The following is an 18,933-nucleotide window of genomic DNA, read 5'->3' as shown; positions in this document are numbered from 1 at the left end:
GCTACATTCATCCTTTGTTAAGCCGTTTCTGACAGCATTGCGTAAAAGGTATGAGGTGTAAGATGATCAATTGGGACCACGTTCAGGAACTGCATCACCAGTTGGGGCCGTTTGATTTTGCCACGGTTGTGGAACAGCTGATCGACGAGATGAACAGCGTGACCGGCCGATTGCACACACCTGACCCGCTGACGCTGGAAAATGATGTTCATCGTCTGAAAGCCTGCGCGACCACGCTGGGTTTTGATGACCTTAGCGCCAAATGCCGTGAGGTGCAGCGCCAGCTGGATCTGCATCATGATCTGCTGACCTGTGACAGTGTCACCCCCAAAACGGTTTCTGCACTGCTCAACTGCTGTGACCGTTCTGTCACCATTTTTGATGGTGAGGTGTCAGGCCGACTGGCGGCCTGACGTCTAACGCAGCGGTCAGATCACAAATTCTGCGATGCTTTCGTTGTCCGTGATGTCCGAATAGAGGAAATCACTGTCATCCAGCTTGGCAAACAGCGCGTCGAAGTTCGCCGCGTCTGACGTTTCGATCCCGATCAGAACCGACCCGAAGTTGCGGGCGTTTTTCTTCATATACTCGAACCGGGCAATGTTATCGTCGGGTCCAAGGATATTGAGGAAGTCCTTTAGCGCACCAGGACGCTGGGGCAGACGCAGGATCAGGTATTTCTTCACCCCAGTGTAGCGTTGCGCACGTTCCTTCACCTCTGGCAGGCGTTCAAAATCGAAATTCCCGCCGGATGTCACGCAAACCACGGTCTTGCCACGGATGTCCGCCACCAAATCCTGCAATGCGTCCACAGACAGGGCACCAGCGGGTTCCAGAACGATCCCCTCTAGGTTCAGCATTTCCAGAATGGTGGTGCAAATCCGATCCTCTGGCGCATCCAGCATTTTGGCGGGATCCGTGCCTTTCAGCACTTCAAACGGATGTTTGCCGATCTGCGCCACCGCGGCGCCGTCAACGAAACTGTCCACACCGTCCAGTTTCACAGGTTCACCCGCTGCCAGCGCCGCGCGCAGGCTTTGCCCGCCGGTGGGTTCCACAAACCGCAGGTCGGTATCCGGCGCCACCTCATCCATATAGCGGATCACACCCGCCGACAAACCACCGCCGCCCACAGGCAGCACAACCATATCCGGCACGCGGCCCAGCTGAGCGGTCATCTCGGCCGCCACGCTGGCCTGCCCCTCGATCACGTCCAGATCGTCGAAAGGCGACAGGAAATATCCCCCCGCCTCGGCGCAATAGGCCTGCGCAGCCTCAAGGCAGGCATCGAAATAGTCTCCAACCAGACGGATTTCGATACTATCGCCGCCAAACACGCGGGTTTTGTCGATCTTTTGCTGCGGCGTGGTCACCGGCATAAAGATCACGCCTTTCACCCCGAAATGACGGCTGACATAGGCCACCCCCTGCGCGTGATTGCCGGCGGAGGCGCAGACAAACACCTCCAACGCCGGATCGCGCGCCAAGGCCTTGCCCATCGCGTTCAGCGCGCCACGGATTTTGTAGCTGCGCACGGGGCTCAGGTCTTCACGTTTCAGCCAGATATCCGCGCCGTATTTCGACGACAGATGGTCATTGCGTTGAAGTGGCGTGGCGGGAAACAGGGCCCGCATCTGCTGCTCGGCCACGCGGGCCTTTTTCAGAAAATCGCTCATGTGCCTGTCTTGAAACAGCCTTGCCGCAAAGGCAAGCGCTTTGCGGTATGTGTGCCCAAGTATACCTTAGCCCAATGGTCGTTCTTCGACGAAGTGACCGTAAATGGTCGTGATCAGGCTCACACCGATCATCGCCGTCACCATCTGCACCACGATCCCAACAATCCCCGCCACCTTCATGTTCAGCATCGCCAACTGGCGCACCAAAACGTCACCGACCCATTCGACTGCCAGCAAACCGATCGCACAGACAATCAATGTGCCAAGGGTGCCAGACATCGCGGAGAGCGCATCGCTGATCTTTATGCTCCGATCAATCGCATAGGCGGGCAGTATCGGGCTAAACGCAAGAAAAAGAGCGGTAAAGAAAAGGCTCAACGCCACCATGATCCCTTGCGCGACCAAGAGATTTCCATCTTTGGCAAATCCTATCGCAATTTTTCCGGCAACCATCCCCAGCAACCAAAACGGCAGGATAAGCAGCAGGATAATCAGGATACCACCCAAGATATATTTCGCCGCCTGCCGCCATGACAGCCGCAACATCAGCGCGCGCGGTGCTTCGCCCAACAGGATATATCGGTGCCAATGCACCACCCCGTTCATCAGCGCCACCCAGATGACAAGGAATGCGCCGAAAAACACCGCGACAAACCCGGCAGGAATGTTGTTGAACCGCACATGCTGACCGCTGAAGAAGAAGAACGGCCCCAGCCCAATATAGGCGCTAAACGCCATCATAACCGCGATAGAAACCAACAGCGGCAGCGCAAAAATCTGCGCCATCGGCACCAGATTGGTGAACACCATCCGCACCGCGTGCCAAAACAAACGAAATCCCAACATCTCAACCTCAAATATTTTTGCGCACATAAACACAACCCAGACACCGCAACAACCGCATCGCACCCTGCGCCACCTTGCTCTTGGCCCCAAAACCCGCTATCGCGCTTGCGATTAAACGGATTCTACGAACTGTTAGGGGGTCATCATGTCCGCGCCCAAGAAAGTTGTCCTGGCCTACTCCGGTGGCCTCGATACCTCGATCATCCTGAAATGGCTGCAAACCGAATACGGCTGTGAGGTTGTCACCTTCACCGCTGACCTCGGCCAAGGCGAAGAGCTAGAGCCCGCCCGCAAGAAAGCAGAGATGCTGGGCATCAAGCCGGAAAACATCTACATCGAAGATGTCCGCGAAGAGTTCGTGCGCGACTTCGTTTTCCCGATGTTCCGCGCCAATGCGCTGTACGAAGGTGAATACCTGCTGGGCACCTCGATCGCGCGCCCGCTGATCTCCAAGCGTTTGGTGGAAATTGCCGCTGAAACCGGCGCAGACGCCGTGTCCCACGGTGCGACCGGCAAAGGCAACGATCAGGTGCGTTTCGAACTGGCCGCCTACGCGCTGAACCCCGAGATTACCGTGATCGCGCCGTGGCGTGAATGGGACCTGTCCAGCCGTACCAAGCTGCTGGAGTTTGCCGAACAGCACCAGATTCCGATCGCCAAGGACAAACGTGGTGAGGCGCCGTTCAGCGTGGACGCGAACCTGCTGCACACCTCGTCCGAGGGTAAAGTTCTGGAAGATCCCGCCGAAGCGGCACCGGATTACGTCTACCAGCGTACCGTGAACCCCGAAGATGCGCCTGATACGCCCGAAATCATCACCATCGGTTTTGAAAAAGGTGACGCAGTCAGCATCAACGGCGAAGCGATGAGCCCCGCCACCATCCTGACTGCGCTGAACGACTACGGTCGCAAGCACGGCATTGGTCGTCTGGACTTCGTTGAAAACCGCTTTGTCGGCATGAAGTCGCGCGGCGTTTATGAAACCCCCGGCGGCACCATCTTGTTGCAGGCGCACCGCGGCATTGAACAGATCACCCTGGACAGCGGCGCAGGCCACCTGAAGGATTCGATCATGCCGCGTTATGCGGAACTGATCTACAACGGCTTCTGGTACTCGCCCGAGCGTGAGATGCTGCAGGCCCTAATCGACAAATCGCAAGAGCACGTCACCGGCACCGTGACGCTGAAGCTGTACAAAGGCTCTGTCTTTGTTGTGGCCCGTGACAGCGAACATTCGCTCTACTCCGAAGCGCACGTCACTTTTGAAGAAGACGCAGGCGCCTACAATCAGGAAGACGCTGCTGGCTTCATCCAGCTGAACGCCCTGCGCCTGAAACTGCTGGCCACACGCGATCGTCGCCTGAAAGGCTAAGGCAGTGTATTGACCCTGCGTCATGCATTAGGCTGACGATGGGTTAGCGTTGTTGGAATGCAAACGCCCCCCTAGCACAGGGGGGCGTTTTTTATTGGGACACCAAACGGGAGGATGACCATGACATTGAATGAAATCGCCGCACTGGTTCAAAAGGGCGTCACCCATGCCGGTTTTTCGGACAGCCTGCAGTTCGATTGTGGTGACGCAGGCGTGGTGCGGATCGCGGATGGCGCCGTCAGTCTTGAGGCGGGCGATGCAGACTGCACCCTGAAGATGTCGCTGGATAATCTGGCCAAGCTGATCACTGGCAAACTGAACCCAATGACCGCGGTGATGATGGGCAAGATCAAGGTATCCGGCAATCCAGCGGTAGCGATGAAGCTGAAGGATCTGCTGTAATCGTCAGCGTCCCAGCCCCCGGCGACTACTTGCCTTTCATGTTAGTTTCACGCCATCTTCGGCCCTCAAACGGAGGCATTTAAATGGCAATTTGGAACCTTGGCTCGATCAATGCGGATCACTTCTATCGGGTGGACCATATCCCTGCGCCGGGGGAAACCATCCTCAGTCAGGGGTTGACCACCGGCCTTGGTGGCAAAGGTGCGAACATGTCAGTTGCAGCCGCACGTGCGGGCGGTCGTGTCGCGCATATCGGGGCCGTAGGACGTGATGGGCAATGGGCTGTGGAACGCCTTCTGGAATACGGCGTGGATACACGTCAGATCACCACCGTCGATTCTGCGACGGGCAACGCAATTGTCATGCTGGATCCGGCCGGCGAGAACACCATTTTGGTTCACCCCGGTGCAAACGCGACGGTGCCGCTGGATCAAGTCGGCATCGCACTGACCGAAGCCTCCCCGGGCGATATCGTGGTGATGCAGAACGAAACCAACGGCCAGGATTTTGCTGCCGACACGGCGCGCAAATTGGGCCTGACTGTTGCCTACGCTGCTGCCCCTTTTGCGGCAGAGGCCACGCAAGCCGTCCTGCCGCAGGTGGACATCCTGTTCCTGAACGCGGTGGAAATGGATCAAATTAGCGCGGCCACAGGACTATCCCCTGCCACATTGGGCGTTGCCACAGTCGTGGTGACCAAAGGTGCGGCGGGCTGCACGCTTTATGATCAAAACAGCGAATGGGTGCCGCAAGACATACCAGCCCCAAAGGTTGAGGTGGTCGATACCACTGGCGCCGGTGACACCTTCACCGGCTATTTCCTCGCCGCGCTGGATCGTGGCGCCACCAAACGCGAAGCCGCCGAACTGGCGATCAAGGCATCTGCCCTTATGGTCACCCGCGCAGGCACCGCTGACGTGATCCCCGACCTGAAAGACGTGTTGGACTGGTCGCCCAATACTTAGGCACGGCGACGAAAAGGGGGGCCAAAGCCCCCCTCCTATACAGCACTAATAGGCTGCATTATTTCGCGAACGGCGCCGCATCGCCCCACAGGGCTTTCACGCGCTGGTCACGGCCACAGGCATCACGGTAACGCTTGTACGCTTTGGACTGCTTCAGCGGGCCAAAACGGGTGATCACGATCTTGGATCCCTTGTAGTAGTCCTGATGGTATTTTTCCGCCTTGTAGAAGGTTTTGGCATCCAAAATGGGGGTTACGATTTTCTGCCCCAAAGCGGACTGCGCCGATTTCTTGGCCTTTTCTGCGGCGGCTTTTTCAGCCGAGTTAGAGACGAAAACAGCCGTGCGGTAGCTCTCGCCACGGTCACAGAACTGACCGCCGGCGTCGGTCGGATCAACCGAGCGGAAGAACATGTTCAGCAGCTGGTCACGGCTGACCTTGGCAGGATCAAAGGTGATCGAAACCGCCTCGTAATGGCCGGTACCACCTTTGCCGATTTGCTTGTAGGACGGGTTTTCAACGTGGCCGCCGGTGTAGCCGGACACGGCCTCGATCACGCCGGGAACACTTTCAAAATCGCTCTCGACGCACCAGAAGCAACCGCCAGCAACGATCAATTCTTCTTTCTGAGCCGCTTCGGCAGTGCCGCCCTGCGCCATAAGGCCCAGACCGATGGTCAGCGCCAAAAAGGCGGGTTTCAATTTTTGAATACGCAACATGAGTCGTCCTCCAACAGGTTGAGGGCAGGTTTACTGATCTGTTTCATCGGCGATAGCCCCTCTCACAAAGGCTTGAGTATGCGTGAAGCGCAGAAAATCCTTTCCACCCTCACGCGCAACGCCTAGCGTCAGCGCAAACATAGGGAGGTTCCATGCAAGAAGATCACGTCAGTACCCACCAGGCAGAAGAGGACGCCCGCAATGAAGCGATCCAAATCTACCTGAACGGCCGCATCGTGCCCAAGGATCAGGCGGTTGTGTCGGTCTATGACAGCGGTTTCATGTTGGGTGACGGCATCTGGGAAGGCCTGCGCCTTTATAACAACCACTGGGCCTTCTTAGACGACCATATGGACCGGCTGTTTGAGGCATCGCTGGCGCTGGATCTGGATATCGGAATGACCCGCGATCAGGTGATTGCCGCCCTTCTGAACACGCAGGCCGCCAACGGCATGACCACCGATGCCCACGCCCGTCTGATGATCACCCGTGGGGTGAAATCGCGCCCGTTCCAGCATCCCAGCCTGTCACAGCAGGGGCCGACGGTGACGATCATCATGGAACATTCCAAACCGTCGATCCCGCGTCCGATCCGGCTGGCCACCGTGCCGCATCAACGGGGCCTGCCGATGACGCAGGATCCAAAACTGAACTCTCACTCCAAACTGAACTGCATTCTGGCCTGCATCGCCGCCGAAAAAGCCGGCGCGGATGAGGCGCTGATGTTGGATGTGAACGGGTTTGTGAACACCACCAACGCCTGCAACTTCTTCATCGTGCGCAAGGGCGCGGTTTGGACCTCTACCGGGGATTATTGCATGAACGGCATCACCCGGCAGAAGGTGATCGACCTGTGCCGCGCCAACGACATCCCCGTTTATGAACGCAACTATTCGCTGGTCGACACCTACGGCGCGGATGAGGCGTTTTTGACCGGCACCTTTGGCGCGCAAACGCCCGTGGGCAACATTGATGGCCGCCAGATTGGCGATGGGCAGATGGGCCCGATGACCAAACGCCTGCGCGCCCTGTACAAAGACCTGATCGAGAAGGAGTGCGCCTGATGCGAATTGCCATGTGGTCCGGCCCCCGCAACCTGTCGACGGCGATGATGTATAGCTTTGCCGCGCGGTCCGATTGCGCCGTGGTGGATGAACCGTTCTATGCCGCCTATCTGGCGATGACGGGGATAGATCATCCAATGGGGGATGAGGTTCTGGCATCGCAACCACAGGATCCTGATGTGGTGGCGACGTCACTCTTAGGCTCTATTCCAGCCGAAAAGCCGCATTATTATCAGAAACACATGTGTCAGCACATGATCGACGGCGTACCGCGCGATTGGATGCGGCAGATGGTGAATGTATTCCTTCTGCGCCATCCGGCGCGGGTGATCGCCAGTTTCGGCGCGAAATATGACAACCCCACCCTCAGCGACATCGGATTCACTCAGCAAACGGAACTGTACGAAGAGCTGTGTGCCGCAGGCGAAAGTCCCGTGGTGATCGACAGCGCCGACATCCGCCGTGACCCAGAGGGGATGCTAAAACGCCTGTGTAACGCGATCGGGCTGGATTGGGATCCCGCCATGCTCAGCTGGCCCGCTGGCGGTCACAAGGACGACGGCGTCTGGGCGGCGCATTGGTACGGGGCGGTGCATCAATCCACCACCTTCGCCGGTGCCGAAGGTCCACTGCCAGAGCTGACCGGCGCACAGGCGGACCTGCTGGAACAAGCGCTACCGCATTATGAACGGATGGCGGCGGTGAAGTTGACGGCTTAGAGAAACGACCTGCGAGACTAGGCCCGTCAGGGCCACGCCCGACTACCTTGCAACAAAAAACGCCCGGCGGATCACTCCACCGGGCGCTTCTTTTTGTATCCACAGGCGTTTAGCCCACCTTACAGGACGCCAGAACCGCCATGTTCAGGATGTCGTTGGCGGTAGCGTTGGTCGAACAGATCTGGATCGAGTTGTCGATGCCCGCCAAAATCGGACCAATCACCGTGGCCCCCGCCATTTCCTGCATCAGCTTGACCGAGATCGAGGCAGAGTGGCGCGCAGGCACCACCAGCACGTTCGCAGGACCGCTCAGGCGCTGGAACGGATAGGCCTCTTGGGCGGTGGTGTTCAGGGCCACGTCGACGGTCATTTCGCCCTCGAACTCGAAATCAACGCCGCGCTGTTCCAGAACCTGCGGGGCGATGTGCATTTTGTTCGCACGTTCCGAATCCGGATAGCCGAAGGTCGAGAAGCTGACGAAGGCCACGCGCGGCTCCAGCCCCATGTGGCGGGCCACATCGGCAGAACGCTCGGCAATCGTCGCCAGATCCTGTTCATCCGGCCATTCATGCACCAGCGTGTCCGCGATCAGCACGATCCGGCCTTTGTGCAGCAGCGCGGTCACACCCACAGCCCCATGCGCCGCGTCAGCGTCAAAGACGTGGTTGATCAACTCCATCACATAGGCGGATTTACGGGTGGCACCGGTGATCAGACCATCCGCATGTCCATGCGCCAGCATCAGCGAGGAAAACACATGCCGGTCACGGCTGGCCATACGATGCACATCGTGGCGGTCAAAACCTTTGCGCTGAAGTCGTTTATACAGGAAATCCTTGTACTGGCTCAGGTGACGGGAGTTGGCGGCATTGACCACCTCCAGCTCGCGCACCGCGTCGCCCATACCGGCCGCTTCCAGCTTGGCCTTCACATCCGCATCACGGCCCACAACCAGCGCCTTGCCAAAGCCAGCACGCTGATACTGCACCGCCGCACGCAACACGCGGGGATCGTCCCCTTCGGCAAAAATCATACGCGCCTGCGCCTTACGGGCACGGGCGTGAATGCCACGCATCACGTTCGCGGTCGGATCCATTCGCGATTTCAGCGACAGCTCGTAACCTTCCATATCAATGATCGGACGGCGGGCGGCACCAGTGTCCATGCCTGCTTTGGCCACGCGCGGTGGGATCATGTGGATCAGGCGCGGGTCAAAGGGCGTGGGGATGATGTAATCGCGGCCAAAGGACAGCGATTTGCCATAGGCCATCGCGACCTCATCCGGCACATCCTCACGCGCCAGTTCGGCCAACGCTTCGGCGCAGGCGATCTTCATCTCGTCATTGATGGCGCGGGCGTGAATATCCAGCGCCCCACGGAACAGATAGGGGAAGCCCAGAACGTTGTTCACCTGGTTCGGATAGTCCGAACGGCCCGTGGCCACAATCGCGTCAGGACGCACGGCATGCGCCTCTTCTGGCGTAATCTCAGGATCGGGGTTCGCCATGGCAAAGATCACCGGATCCTCTGCCATCGCCTGCACCATCTCCTGCGTCACCGCACCCTTTACCGACACGCCAAGGAAGACATCGGCACCTTCCATTGCCTCCTCAAGGGTGCGCAGGTCCGTTTTGATCGCGTGGGCCGATTTCCACTGGTTCATACCCTCGGTACGACCTTGATAAATCACACCTTTTGTGTCGCATACGATGCAGTTTTCATGCCGCGCGCCCATCGCCTTCAGCAGTTCGATACAGGCGATCCCTGCGGCCCCTGCCCCGTTCAGGACGATTTTCACATCCTCAATCTTCTTGCCCGACAGATGCAACGCGTTGATCAGACCCGCGGCGCAGATCACGGCGGTGCCGTGCTGATCGTCGTGGAAGACGGGAATGTCCATCTCTTCCTTGAGCTTCTGCTCAATAATGAAACACTCCGGCGCTTTGATGTCCTCTAGGTTGATCCCGCCAAAGGTCGGGCCCATCAGCTTCACCGCTTTGATGAATTCATCGGGATCTTCGGTGTCCAGTTCGATATCAATCGAGTTTACGTCGGCAAACCGTTTGAACAGGACCGATTTGCCCTCCATCACCGGTTTTGACCCCAGCGCGCCCAGATTGCCCAGACCCAGCACCGCGGTACCGTTGGAAATCACCGCCACAAGGTTGCCCTTGTTGGTGTAATCATAGGCCAGTTCAGGATTTTCTGCGATCGCCTCACAGGGGACAGCAACGCCCGGCGAATAGGCCAAGGACAGGTCCCGCTGGGTGGTCATCGGAACGGTTGCGGTCACTTCCCACTTGCCGGGGGTCGGTTCCAAATGAAAGGCCAGCGCCTCACTTGACGTAATTTTCTGCTTTGTCATGACGGTTTTTCGTTCCGAATATTACTCAATCCAGCATTCAATACAGGTTGCGGCGACGGGCCTCAACCACCGTCGGGGTGCTTTTCACAGAAATCCGACATTTCTTGATCACAATGCGCCATCGGGCACCGCCCTATTGCCCCTTTCGCCCATTCCCGCCACCGCTTATTGTCGCGGCCAAGATCAAGCGAACCCAGGGGGACATGGGGTGGCCGGGGCCAAAGCAGCAGTAACGCCAATGATGGCGCAGTATCTGGAGATTAAGGCAGCACATGAAAACGCGTTGCTGTTCTACCGGATGGGCGATTTCTACGAGATGTTTTTTGACGACGCGGTCGCGGCGGCAGAGGCGTTGGATATCGCCCTAACCAAACGCGGCAAACACGACGGCGAAGACATACCGATGTGCGGCGTCCCCGTTCATGCCGCCGAAGGTTACCTGCTGACCCTGATCCGCAAGGGATTCCGCGTCGCCGTCTGCGAACAGATGGAAAGCCCGGCCGAGGCGAAGAAGCGCGGGTATAAAGCAGTCGTTAAACGCGATGTCGTCCGCCTGGTGACCCCCGGCACTTTGACCGAGGATTCGCTGCTAGAGGCACGCCGCCACAACTACCTGGCCGCCTACGCCACCGTGCGCGATGAGGCGGCGCTGGCGTGGGTCGATATCTCGACAGGTGCGTTCCATGCGATGGCCCTGCCGCCGGTGCGTCTAGGTCCGGAACTGGCCCGTTTGATGCCGTCAGAACTGATCGTATCTGACCAATCAGAGGCGGATTTGGCTGAAATAGTCTCTGAATCGGGCTCTGCCATCACGCCATTGTCCCGCTCCGCCTTTGACAGCACGTCGGCGGAAAAACGGCTGTGTGCGCTGTTTTCCGTCGGCTCTCTAGACGCCTTCGGGCAGTTCACCCGCGCCGAGGTGTCTGCAATGGGCGCCGTCGTGGAATATCTGGAAATCACCCAGAGAGGCAAACTGCCGCTGCTACAAAAACCCGTGCGCGATGCGCAGGCGCGGGTGATGCAAATTGATGCCGCCACACGGCGCAATCTGGAACTGACGCAATCCATGTCCGGTGGCCGCGCCGGGTCGCTCTTGGCCGCGATTGACCGCACCGTCACCGCCGCAGGTGCCCGCCTGCTGGAACGGCGTCTGTCCAGCCCCTCACGGGTGCTGAATGTGATTCACGATCGACTGGCTGCGGTCGATTTTGCGCTGGAACAGTCTCGATTTTCTGCCGAACTGCGCGATGATCTGCGCAAGGTGCCAGACCTTGACCGCGCGCTGTCGCGCCTTGGTCTGGACCGGGGCGGCCCCCGCGATCTGGCCGCGATCCGCAACGGTCTGGCGCAGGCCGCACAGATCCACGATCCCCTGACTACCAACGCCCTGCCCGAGCTGCTGCAGAACGCCGCTGGCGCCCTGATCGGCCACGACGACCTGATCGACCTGCTGGATAACGCACTGATCGCGGAACCGCCGCTGTTGGCGCGTGACGGTGGCTTTATCGCGCCGGGGTTTCACGTGGAACTGGACGAAATGCGCACTCTGCGCGATGAGGGCCGTTCTGTCATCGCTGCGATGCAATCCGAATATCAGGAACTGACCGGCATCACCTCGCTAAAGGTGAAACATAACAACGTCTTAGGATACTTTGTCGAGGTCACAGCAACCCACGCGGACAAGATGCTATCCGAACCGCTGTCCGACACGTTCAAACACCGCCAGACCACCGCAAATCAGGTTCGCTTCACCACCGTCCCCTTGTCCGAGATGGAGACGAAAATCCTCAACGCCGGTGGCCGCGCGTTGGAGATTGAAAAGCGCCTGTTTGAGGATCTGCGTCAGGCCATCCTGTCCCACGCCGATCATATCAACGTCGCCTCCCGCGCGCTGGCGGAACTGGATCTGGCCACAGCCCTCGCCGATCTGGCCCGGGCTGAGGATTGGGCCAAGCCCGAGGTGGACGATAGCCGCACCCTACAGATCAGCGGTGGCCGCCATCCGGTTGTGGAACTGGCGCTGCGCAAACAGGGCGGCGCGCCGTTCATCGCCAATGACTGCGATCTGGCGGACGGATCGGCGGGCGCCGACATCTGGCTGCTGACCGGTCCCAACATGGCGGGTAAATCGACCTTCCTACGCCAGAACGCGCTGATTGCCCTATTGGCGCAGGTGGGCAGCTATGTGCCTGCACGGTCGGCCAAAATCGGCATCGTCAGCCAACTGTTCAGCCGTGTTGGCGCCTCTGACGATCTGGCGCGGGGCCGTTCGACGTTTATGGTGGAAATGGTCGAAACCGCTGCGATCCTGAACCAAGCCGACGACCGTGCGCTGGTGATCCTGGATGAGATCGGCCGCGGCACCGCCACCTACGACGGTTTGTCCATCGCCTGGGCCACGCTGGAACATCTGCACGACGTGAACCAGTCCCGCGCCCTGTTCGCGACGCACTACCACGAAATGACCAACCTCGCCGATAAACTGCCGGGCGTCGATAACGCCACCGTCGCGGTGAAGGAGTTTGAGGGAGAGGTCATCTTCCTCCACGAGGTGCGCAAGGGGGCCGCCGATCGCAGCTACGGCGTGCAGGTGGCAAAACTCGCCGGCCTGCCCGATGCCGTGGTCGCCCGCGCCCGCGTGGTTCTGGACGCGCTGGAAAAGGGCGAGCGTGAGGGCGGCAAGAAACAGGCGGTCATTGATGACCTGCCCCTCTTCTCCGCCGCGCCACCGCCGCCGCCGCCCGCGCCCGCCACAGGCCCGTCCGAGGTCGAAGAGCGTCTCAGCGCCATCCTGCCCGACGATCTGTCCCCGCGTGAGGCGTTGCAGCTGATTTATGAGCTGAAAGAGCTGACAAAGGGCTAAATCGCCCCAAAACGGCCCTAGGATTTCCCCGCCAAAACAGCGCCAAAAACCCTTATTTTAAGTGGTTTAGAGACTGTTTTGGCGATTTCACACAGGCTCTCTCGTCGCGCTCAGCCGCGGCCCCCGTGTGATTATACCCTCAGGTCCAAATCTCAGCCCTGAAAAATCGCCACAAAAAAGGGCGGCCCACATATTCGGTGCCGCCCCTTTCAATGATCCAAAAATACTCACCTTCCGACACTCGCCAAAATCGGCGCCCGTCAGAAAATGAAATCAACCCGCCATCGAGCTGACGCCAACCTGCGCCGGACGCAGCAGGCGGTCGTGCAGCATGAAGCCCACGGCAGACACCTGAATGATCTCGCCCGCTTTGGTGCCGGGCACAGGTGCTTCGAACATCGCTTCGTGTTCATTGGGATCGAACTTGTCCCCCACCTCAGGCGCGATCACTTCGATGCCGTGTTTCTTGAAGGTGTTTTTCAGCTCGCGCAGGGTCAGCTCCAGACCTTCCAGCATCGCGCCCATGGCTTCGCGCTGTTCGTCGCTGACCGCGTCCATGGCACGTTGTAGGTTGTCGTAGACCGGCAGCATATCCCGCGCCAGTTTCGAGCCGCCGTATTGCTCTGCCTCACGGCGCTGCTTGTCCGCGCGCTTGCGCGAGTTTTCAGCGTCGGCCAAGGCCCGCATGAACTTGTCACGGAAATCGTCGCGCTCGGCGCGCAGCGCCTCCAGCTCATCCGCTTCTTCTTCCAGCTCCAGCGCCGCGTCTTCGGCCAGCTCTTCCGCTTCCAGTTCGGCTTCGCTGGTCTCGATATCGTCGAGGAATTCGTCTTCTCTAGGCATGTGCCACCTTTTCCAACTTTAGCTGCGGTCCGAAATCATCCGCCCCACCAACTGCGCCGTGTAGTCCACAATCGGAACAATCCGGCCATAGTTCAGTCGTGTGGGACCGATCACCCCCACCGCACCAACAATCTTACGGTCAGCGTTCATATATGGAGAGACCACCAAAGAGGAACCCGAAAGTGAGAAAAGTTTGTTCTCAGACCCAATAAAAATGCGCACGCCATCGCCTGCCTCGGTCAGATCGAGGAAATCGGCGATATCACGCTTGCGTTCCAGGTCATCAAACAGCTCGCGGATGCGGTCCAGGTCCTCTTCGGCGCCTTCGGTTTGCAACAGATTCGACCGCCCCCGCACGATCAGACGTTCGTGTTGGTCGCCATCCTCGGCCCAAACCGCCATGCCGCTGTCGATCAGCGCATGAGCCAGCACGTCGATCTCTTGGCGGCGTGCCTCAATCTGCTGCTTCATAGAGGAGCGCAATTCGCTCAGCGTCTTACCCTCGACAAAGGCGTTTACAAAATTCGCCGCCTCCCGCATGGCGGACGGCGTCTGCCCCGCTGGCGGGGTGAAAACGCGGTTTTCGACATGCCCATCAGCAAAGACCAGCACCACCAGCGCCCGGTCAGGGCCTAGGCTGACAAACTCCACATGTTTAATCGCGGCCTCATGTTTTGGCGTCAGCACCAGCGATGCCCCCTGTGTGACGCCCGACAGCGCGGTGGATACCCGATCCAGCACGTCCTGCACATCGCCCGCATTGCTGCTGACGGTCTGATCCAGCGCGTGGCGGTCGGTGTGGTCCAGATCACGCACCTCTAGCAGGCCATCAACGAACATCCGCAGCCCCTGCTGCGTCGGCACACGACCGGCGCTGACATGCGGGCTGTCCAGCAGGCCCAGGTATTCCAGATCGTTCATCACATTGCGGATGGTCGCGGCGCTGACTTTCTCGCTCATCTCGCGGGTCAGGGTGCGGGACCCGACGGGTTCGCCATTGTGCAAATACCCCTCCACCACCCGGCGAAACACCTCGCGGGAACGGTCATTCATCTGGTCCAGGGTTTTGCTGCGATCTGTCATCTCTACCTCTGTTGCTCATTAAATCGCATGGTGCAGAAAGGTCAATCACGCTTGCCGGGCAGGTTGGAAGGACAGGCTTGCAAGACGCCCCCTTGCCCCTGTATCCCCGCAGTCAATTCTATCGACATTTCCTAGACAAGGACCAACACCATGCGCCCATCCGGCCGTCAGCTGAACCAAATGCGCCCTGTTTCGATTGAAACCAACGTGACCAAACACGCCGAAGGGTCCTGCATGATCCGCATGGGCGACACCCACGTGCTGTGCACCGCCACGATTGAGGACCGCGTGCCGCCGTTTATCAAAGGATCGGGCCTGGGCTGGGTCACCGCCGAATACGGTATGCTGCCGCGTTCAACCACATCCCGCATGCGCCGTGAGGCGGCGATGGGCAAACAGGGTGGCCGCACCGTGGAAATCCAGCGTCTGATCGGCCGTTCCCTGCGTGCTGGCGTCGATCGTTCCGCACTGGGCGAACGTCAGATCACCGTCGACTGTGACGTTATTCAGGCCGATGGCGGCACCCGTTGTGCGTCGATCACCGGCGGCTGGGTCGCGCTGAAACTGGCCGTGCAGAAGCTGATGAAAACCGGTCAGGTCACATCGAACCCGCTGATCTCGCCGGTGGCGGCGGTATCCTGCGGCATCTACGCCGGTCAGCCGGTTCTGGATCTGGACTACCCCGAGGACAGCGAAGCAGGCGTTGACGGCAACTTCATCATGCTGGCCAACGGTCAGATGATCGAAACCCAAATGTCGGCAGAGGGCGCGACCTACAGCCGTGATCAAATGAACCAGCTGCTGGATCTGGCCGAACAGGGTGTTGCCGAACTGGCCGCCGCCCAGCTGGCCGCGGTTGGAGAGTGATCTGATGCGCAAGTTTGACGGTGATAAACTGCTGGTCGCCACGCACAATGCGGGCAAACTGCAAGAGATGACCGAAATGCTGGCCCCCCACGGTGTGACCGTGGTGGGTGCCGCCGCCATGGACCTGCCGGAACCGGAAGAGACCGAAGACACCTTCGTCGGCAACGCCCGCATCAAGGCCCACGCCGCCGCCAAGGCCACCGGTCTGCCAGCCCTCAGCGATGACAGCGGCATCACCATTGATGCACTGGAGGGTGCCCCCGGCGTATACACCGCCGATTGGGCCGAAACCGGTCAGGGCCGCGATTTCATGATGGCGATGACCCGCGCCAATGACGAAATCACCGCCAAGGGCCCCGATGCCCCGCGCACCGCGCAGTTCCGCTGCACACTGGTTCTGGCCTGGCCCGATGGGCATGACGAGGTGTTCGAAGGCGTGATGCCCGGCACGCTGGTTTGGCCGATCCGGGGCGAACACGGTTTTGGCTATGATCCGATGTTCATGCCCGACGGCTATGACATCACCTGCGCCGAGATGGAGAAGGAAGAAAAGAACAGCATCAGCCACCGCGGCCGCGCTGTTCAGGCCTTCCTTGCCGGTTGCTTTGGCTAAATCACCTGCCCCTGCCACCACACAGGCCAGCGACCGCAGCGCGGCGCTGGCCACCGACTGGCAGCAAGGGGGCTTCGGCCTCTACCTGCATTGGCCGTTCTGCGCGGCCAAATGCCCCTACTGCGATTTCAACTCGCACGTCTCCCGCCAAATCGACCAACGCCGCTGGCTGGACGCCTACCTGAAAGAGCTGGATCGCTACGCGGCTGAAATGCCGGATCGCGTGCTGAAATCTATCTTCTTCGGCGGTGGCACGCCGTCACTGATGGAACCCTATGTGGTCCACGGCATCCTTGATCGGGTGCATCAGATCTGGCCGCAGGCCAACGATCTGGAGGTCACGCTAGAGGCCAACCCTACCTCGGTCGAGGCAGGCCGTTTCCGCGATTACGCGCAGGCTGGGGTGTCCCGTGTGTCTATGGGGATCCAATCCCTGAACGACCGCGACCTGAAACGTCTGGGCCGCATGCACAGCGTGGCAGAGGCGCAGGCCGCATTTGACATCGCCCGCAACCAGTTCGACCGCGTCAGCTTTGACCTGATCTATGCCCGTCAGGACCAAACGCTGTCCGACTGGCAGGCAGAACTGCGTCAGGCGTTGGGCATGGCGATTGACCATCTGTCACTCTACCAACTGACCATCGAACAAGGCACCGCCTTCGGCGACCGCTATGATCGCGGGTTGCTGCGTGGCCTGCCCGAAGATGACAGCGCCGCCGACATGTACGCCGCCACCCAAGAGATCTGTGCCGAGGCGGGGATGGAGGCCTATGAAGTCTCCAACCACGCCCTGCCCGGCGCTGAAAGCCGCCACAACCTGATCTACTGGCGCTACGGCGATTTCATTGGCATCGGTCCTGGCGCCCATGGCCGGATAACCATTGACGGCCAACGCTATGGCAGCGATACCGAACACGCCCCCGGCAAATGGCTGCACAGCATCGAAGCAGGTGAGCGCGCCGAGGTACGCCATGCCATTGACCCACAAGATCAAGCAGGTGAATACCTGATGATGGGGCTGCGTATCCGTGAAGGGCTAGACAAACAGCGCTATGAAATGCTGGCCGGTCAGCCCTTGAATGCGGAGCGTTTGAGCTACCTCTCCGATATCGGAATGATCATTGATACGGGACACTCTGTCCAAGTGACAGAGGACGGGCGCATGGTCCTTAATGCGGTTATCAAAGAGTTATTGGTGGATTGATATGCGCTACCTCTGGGCAGCTTTAGGATTGATCAGCGTTGGGCTGGGACTACTGGGTGTGGTCCTGCCCCTATTGCCCACAGTGCCGTTCATGTTGCTGGCGGCGTTCTTTTTCGCCCGATCCAGCGAACGGTTGCACAACTGGCTGATCACCCACCCCACCTTCGGCCCCTCCATCCGCGAATGGCAAGAACGCGGCGCCATCAACCCGCGCGGCAAACGCTACGCAACACTCTCGATCATCGCGGTGTTTGTCGTATCACTGTTGGTGGGGGTACCTGTGAAGGTGATCGTGATCCAAGCGGTGACGCTGTCCTGCGTCCTCTTGTTCATCTGGACCCGCCCGAACAGCTAATTTCGGGCGCAGTCCGTGTTCAATGTTTCACGTGAAACAAGTTAGCTGACGACCGACAACTTCCGGCACAGCTCATCCAGACCATCGAAGTCCTCGTAAGAGATGATCAGTTTACCGCTTTCACCACCGGCATCATGGTCGATCGAAACCTTCATGCGCAGCGCGGCGGACAGATCCGCCTCCAACGCACGGGTATCCGCATCTTTTTCCACCGACTTGCGCGGCGCCTTGGGACGAGGCTGATCCATTTCGGACAGCTCGGAAACGGTCTTCTTCGCCAAACGCTCCGTCTCGCGCACGGACAGGCCAGAGCTTATCACTTTCTTCGCCAGCGATACCGCATCGTCAGATGTGATCAATGCCCTTGCGTGACCAGCGCTCAGCTTGCCGTCGCGCAGAAACTCCTGCACTTCATCAGGCAGCTGCAGAAGACGCACAAGGTTGGCAATGTAGGACCGGCTCTTGCCCAGCACTTCGGAGAGTTTCTCCTGCGTGTGGCCGAACTTGTCCATCAGCGCCTTGTAGCCAGCGGCCTCTTCCACCGGGTTCAGGTCCGCGCGCTGGATGTTTTCGATAATCGCGACTTCCAACACCTCAGTATCGTCGAAGTCGCGCACAATCACTGGAATGGTGTGCTGCATCGCGATCTGCGCAGCGCGCCAGCGGCGTTCACCCGCAACGATCTCATAAGCGCCTTTGTCACCAGGGCGTTCGCGAACGACCAACGGCTGGATGATACCCTTTTCCTTGATCGACGCGGCCAGTTCTTGCAGCTGCTCCTCGGTAAAGGTGCGGCGCGGCTGATCAGGGTTCGGATGCACCTTCTCAATGGGGACCATCATGTCCGGCCGGCGCGCGGACGCCCCCTGCCCTGTATCGGCAGCTGCTGTGGGCGGTGTCACATCCGCCATTAATGCGGACAGACCGCGCCCCAAGCCACGGGTTTTCGGACGATCAACCATCGTTCTCTCCTGCTAT

18 protein-coding genes are annotated in these 18,933 nt (G+C 59.4%); 11 read left to right on the top strand and 7 right to left on the bottom strand.

Annotated elements, in window-relative coordinates; translation table 11 throughout:
• Positions 1 to 62 precede the first annotated feature (62 nt).
• The gene (locus TM5383_RS13460) at positions 63 to 413 is read left to right on the top strand and encodes an Hpt domain-containing protein (RefSeq protein ID WP_058319568.1); all 351 of its coding nucleotides are present in this window, start codon (positions 63 to 65) and stop codon (positions 411 to 413) included.
• Positions 414 to 428: 15 nt separating this feature from the next.
• Here TM5383_RS13460 and ilvA read toward each other — a convergent pair whose 3' ends face one another.
• Positions 429 to 1,676: a threonine ammonia-lyase IlvA gene (gene ilvA, locus TM5383_RS13455; RefSeq protein ID WP_058319567.1), complete on the bottom strand. Its 1,248-nt coding sequence runs from the start codon at positions 1,674 to 1,676 to the stop codon at positions 429 to 431.
• Between the two features lie 66 nt (positions 1,677 to 1,742).
• The gene (locus TM5383_RS13450; protein ID WP_143570258.1) at positions 1,743 to 2,522 is read right to left on the bottom strand and encodes a hypothetical protein; all 780 of its coding nucleotides are present in this window, start codon (positions 2,520 to 2,522) and stop codon (positions 1,743 to 1,745) included.
• 145 nt (positions 2,523 to 2,667) lie between these two features.
• Here TM5383_RS13450 and TM5383_RS13445 point away from each other — a divergent pair, with 145 nt between their 5' ends.
• The 3 genes from TM5383_RS13445 to TM5383_RS13435 all read left to right on the top strand — a co-directional run bounded on the left by TM5383_RS13445 (position 2,668) and on the right by TM5383_RS13435 (position 5,261).
• Positions 2,668 to 3,894 (top strand): argininosuccinate synthase, encoded by a 1,227-nt coding sequence (locus tag TM5383_RS13445; RefSeq protein ID WP_058319565.1) that lies wholly within the window; start codon positions 2,668 to 2,670, stop codon positions 3,892 to 3,894.
• Between the two features lie 120 nt (positions 3,895 to 4,014).
• On the top strand, positions 4,015 to 4,296 hold the full coding sequence (locus tag TM5383_RS13440; RefSeq protein WP_058319564.1) for an SCP2 sterol-binding domain-containing protein: 282 nt from the start codon (positions 4,015 to 4,017) through the stop codon (positions 4,294 to 4,296).
• 83 nt (positions 4,297 to 4,379) lie between these two features.
• On the top strand, positions 4,380 to 5,261 hold the full coding sequence (locus TM5383_RS13435; protein WP_058319563.1) for a PfkB family carbohydrate kinase: 882 nt from the start codon (positions 4,380 to 4,382) through the stop codon (positions 5,259 to 5,261).
• 58 nt (positions 5,262 to 5,319) lie between these two features.
• Here TM5383_RS13435 and msrA read toward each other — a convergent pair whose 3' ends face one another.
• Positions 5,320 to 5,979 carry a peptide-methionine (S)-S-oxide reductase MsrA gene (msrA, locus tag TM5383_RS13430; protein ID WP_058319562.1) on the bottom strand — a complete coding sequence of 220 codons (660 nt, stop codon included), beginning with the start codon at positions 5,977 to 5,979 and terminating at the stop codon, positions 5,320 to 5,322.
• Positions 5,980 to 6,131: 152 nt separating this feature from the next.
• Here msrA and TM5383_RS13425 point away from each other — a divergent pair, with 152 nt between their 5' ends.
• Together TM5383_RS13425 and TM5383_RS13420 are read left to right on the top strand one after the other, a co-directional pair.
• Complete coding sequence (locus TM5383_RS13425) at positions 6,132 to 7,043, top strand: D-amino acid aminotransferase (RefSeq protein ID WP_058319561.1); 912 nt, start codon at positions 6,132 to 6,134, stop codon at positions 7,041 to 7,043.
• Positions 7,043 to 7,762: a sulfotransferase-like domain-containing protein gene (locus tag TM5383_RS13420; protein WP_058319560.1), complete on the top strand. Its 720-nt coding sequence runs from the start codon at positions 7,043 to 7,045 to the stop codon at positions 7,760 to 7,762. The genes TM5383_RS13425 and TM5383_RS13420 overlap by 1 nt, the downstream gene beginning before the upstream one ends.
• A 109-nt stretch (positions 7,763 to 7,871) precedes the next feature.
• Here the strand turns inward: TM5383_RS13420 and TM5383_RS13415 are convergent, their stop codons facing one another.
• On the bottom strand, positions 7,872 to 10,127 hold the full coding sequence (locus tag TM5383_RS13415) for an NADP-dependent malic enzyme (RefSeq protein ID WP_058319559.1): 2,256 nt from the start codon (positions 10,125 to 10,127) through the stop codon (positions 7,872 to 7,874).
• A gap of 238 nt (positions 10,128 to 10,365) precedes the next feature.
• Between TM5383_RS13415 and mutS the strand changes: the two genes are divergently transcribed.
• A complete protein-coding gene (mutS, locus tag TM5383_RS13410) occupies positions 10,366 to 12,990 on the top strand; it encodes a DNA mismatch repair protein MutS (RefSeq protein ID WP_058319558.1) in 2,625 nt (874 codons plus the stop codon).
• A gap of 273 nt (positions 12,991 to 13,263) precedes the next feature.
• On the opposite strand, the gene TM5383_RS13405 is transcribed toward mutS, so the two are convergent.
• Both TM5383_RS13405 and hrcA read right to left on the bottom strand, forming a co-directional pair.
• Positions 13,264 to 13,833, bottom strand: a complete 570-nt coding sequence (locus TM5383_RS13405) for a nucleotide exchange factor GrpE (RefSeq protein ID WP_058319557.1) — start codon at positions 13,831 to 13,833, stop codon at positions 13,264 to 13,266.
• Positions 13,834 to 13,851: 18 nt separating this feature from the next.
• Positions 13,852 to 14,916 (bottom strand): heat-inducible transcriptional repressor HrcA, encoded by a 1,065-nt coding sequence (gene hrcA / locus TM5383_RS13400; RefSeq protein ID WP_058319556.1) that lies wholly within the window; start codon positions 14,914 to 14,916, stop codon positions 13,852 to 13,854.
• Between the two features lie 150 nt (positions 14,917 to 15,066).
• On the opposite strand from hrcA, the gene rph reads away from it, so the two are divergent.
• Genes rph through TM5383_RS13380 form a run of 4 tightly spaced genes read left to right on the top strand, consistent with a single transcriptional unit; the run spans position 15,067 to position 17,955 of the window.
• Positions 15,067 to 15,783, top strand: coding sequence for a ribonuclease PH (gene rph / locus TM5383_RS13395; protein WP_058319555.1), 717 nt, complete (start codon positions 15,067 to 15,069; stop codon positions 15,781 to 15,783).
• Between the two features lies 1 nt (position 15,784).
• Complete coding sequence (gene rdgB / locus TM5383_RS13390) at positions 15,785 to 16,396, top strand: RdgB/HAM1 family non-canonical purine NTP pyrophosphatase (protein ID WP_058319581.1); 612 nt, start codon at positions 15,785 to 15,787, stop codon at positions 16,394 to 16,396.
• A 46-nt stretch (positions 16,397 to 16,442) separates the two neighbouring features.
• Complete coding sequence (gene hemW, locus TM5383_RS13385) at positions 16,443 to 17,600, top strand: radical SAM family heme chaperone HemW (RefSeq protein ID WP_058319580.1); 1,158 nt, start codon at positions 16,443 to 16,445, stop codon at positions 17,598 to 17,600.
• Between the two features lies 1 nt (position 17,601).
• Positions 17,602 to 17,955, top strand: a complete 354-nt coding sequence (locus TM5383_RS13380; RefSeq protein WP_058319554.1) for a YbaN family protein — start codon at positions 17,602 to 17,604, stop codon at positions 17,953 to 17,955.
• A gap of 41 nt (positions 17,956 to 17,996) precedes the next feature.
• Here the strand turns inward: TM5383_RS13380 and TM5383_RS13375 are convergent, their stop codons facing one another.
• Positions 17,997 to 18,917, bottom strand: a complete 921-nt coding sequence (locus TM5383_RS13375) for a ParB/RepB/Spo0J family partition protein (RefSeq protein ID WP_058319553.1) — start codon at positions 18,915 to 18,917, stop codon at positions 17,997 to 17,999.
• Positions 18,918 to 18,933: the final 16 nt, after the last annotated feature.

Source organism: Thalassovita mediterranea (genome assembly GCF_001458435.1).
GTDB lineage: Bacteria > Pseudomonadota > Alphaproteobacteria > Rhodobacterales > Rhodobacteraceae > Thalassobius > Thalassobius mediterraneus.
The sequence above is the reverse complement of the archived record's forward strand: the minus strand, read 5'-3'. Positions and strand labels throughout refer to the sequence as shown.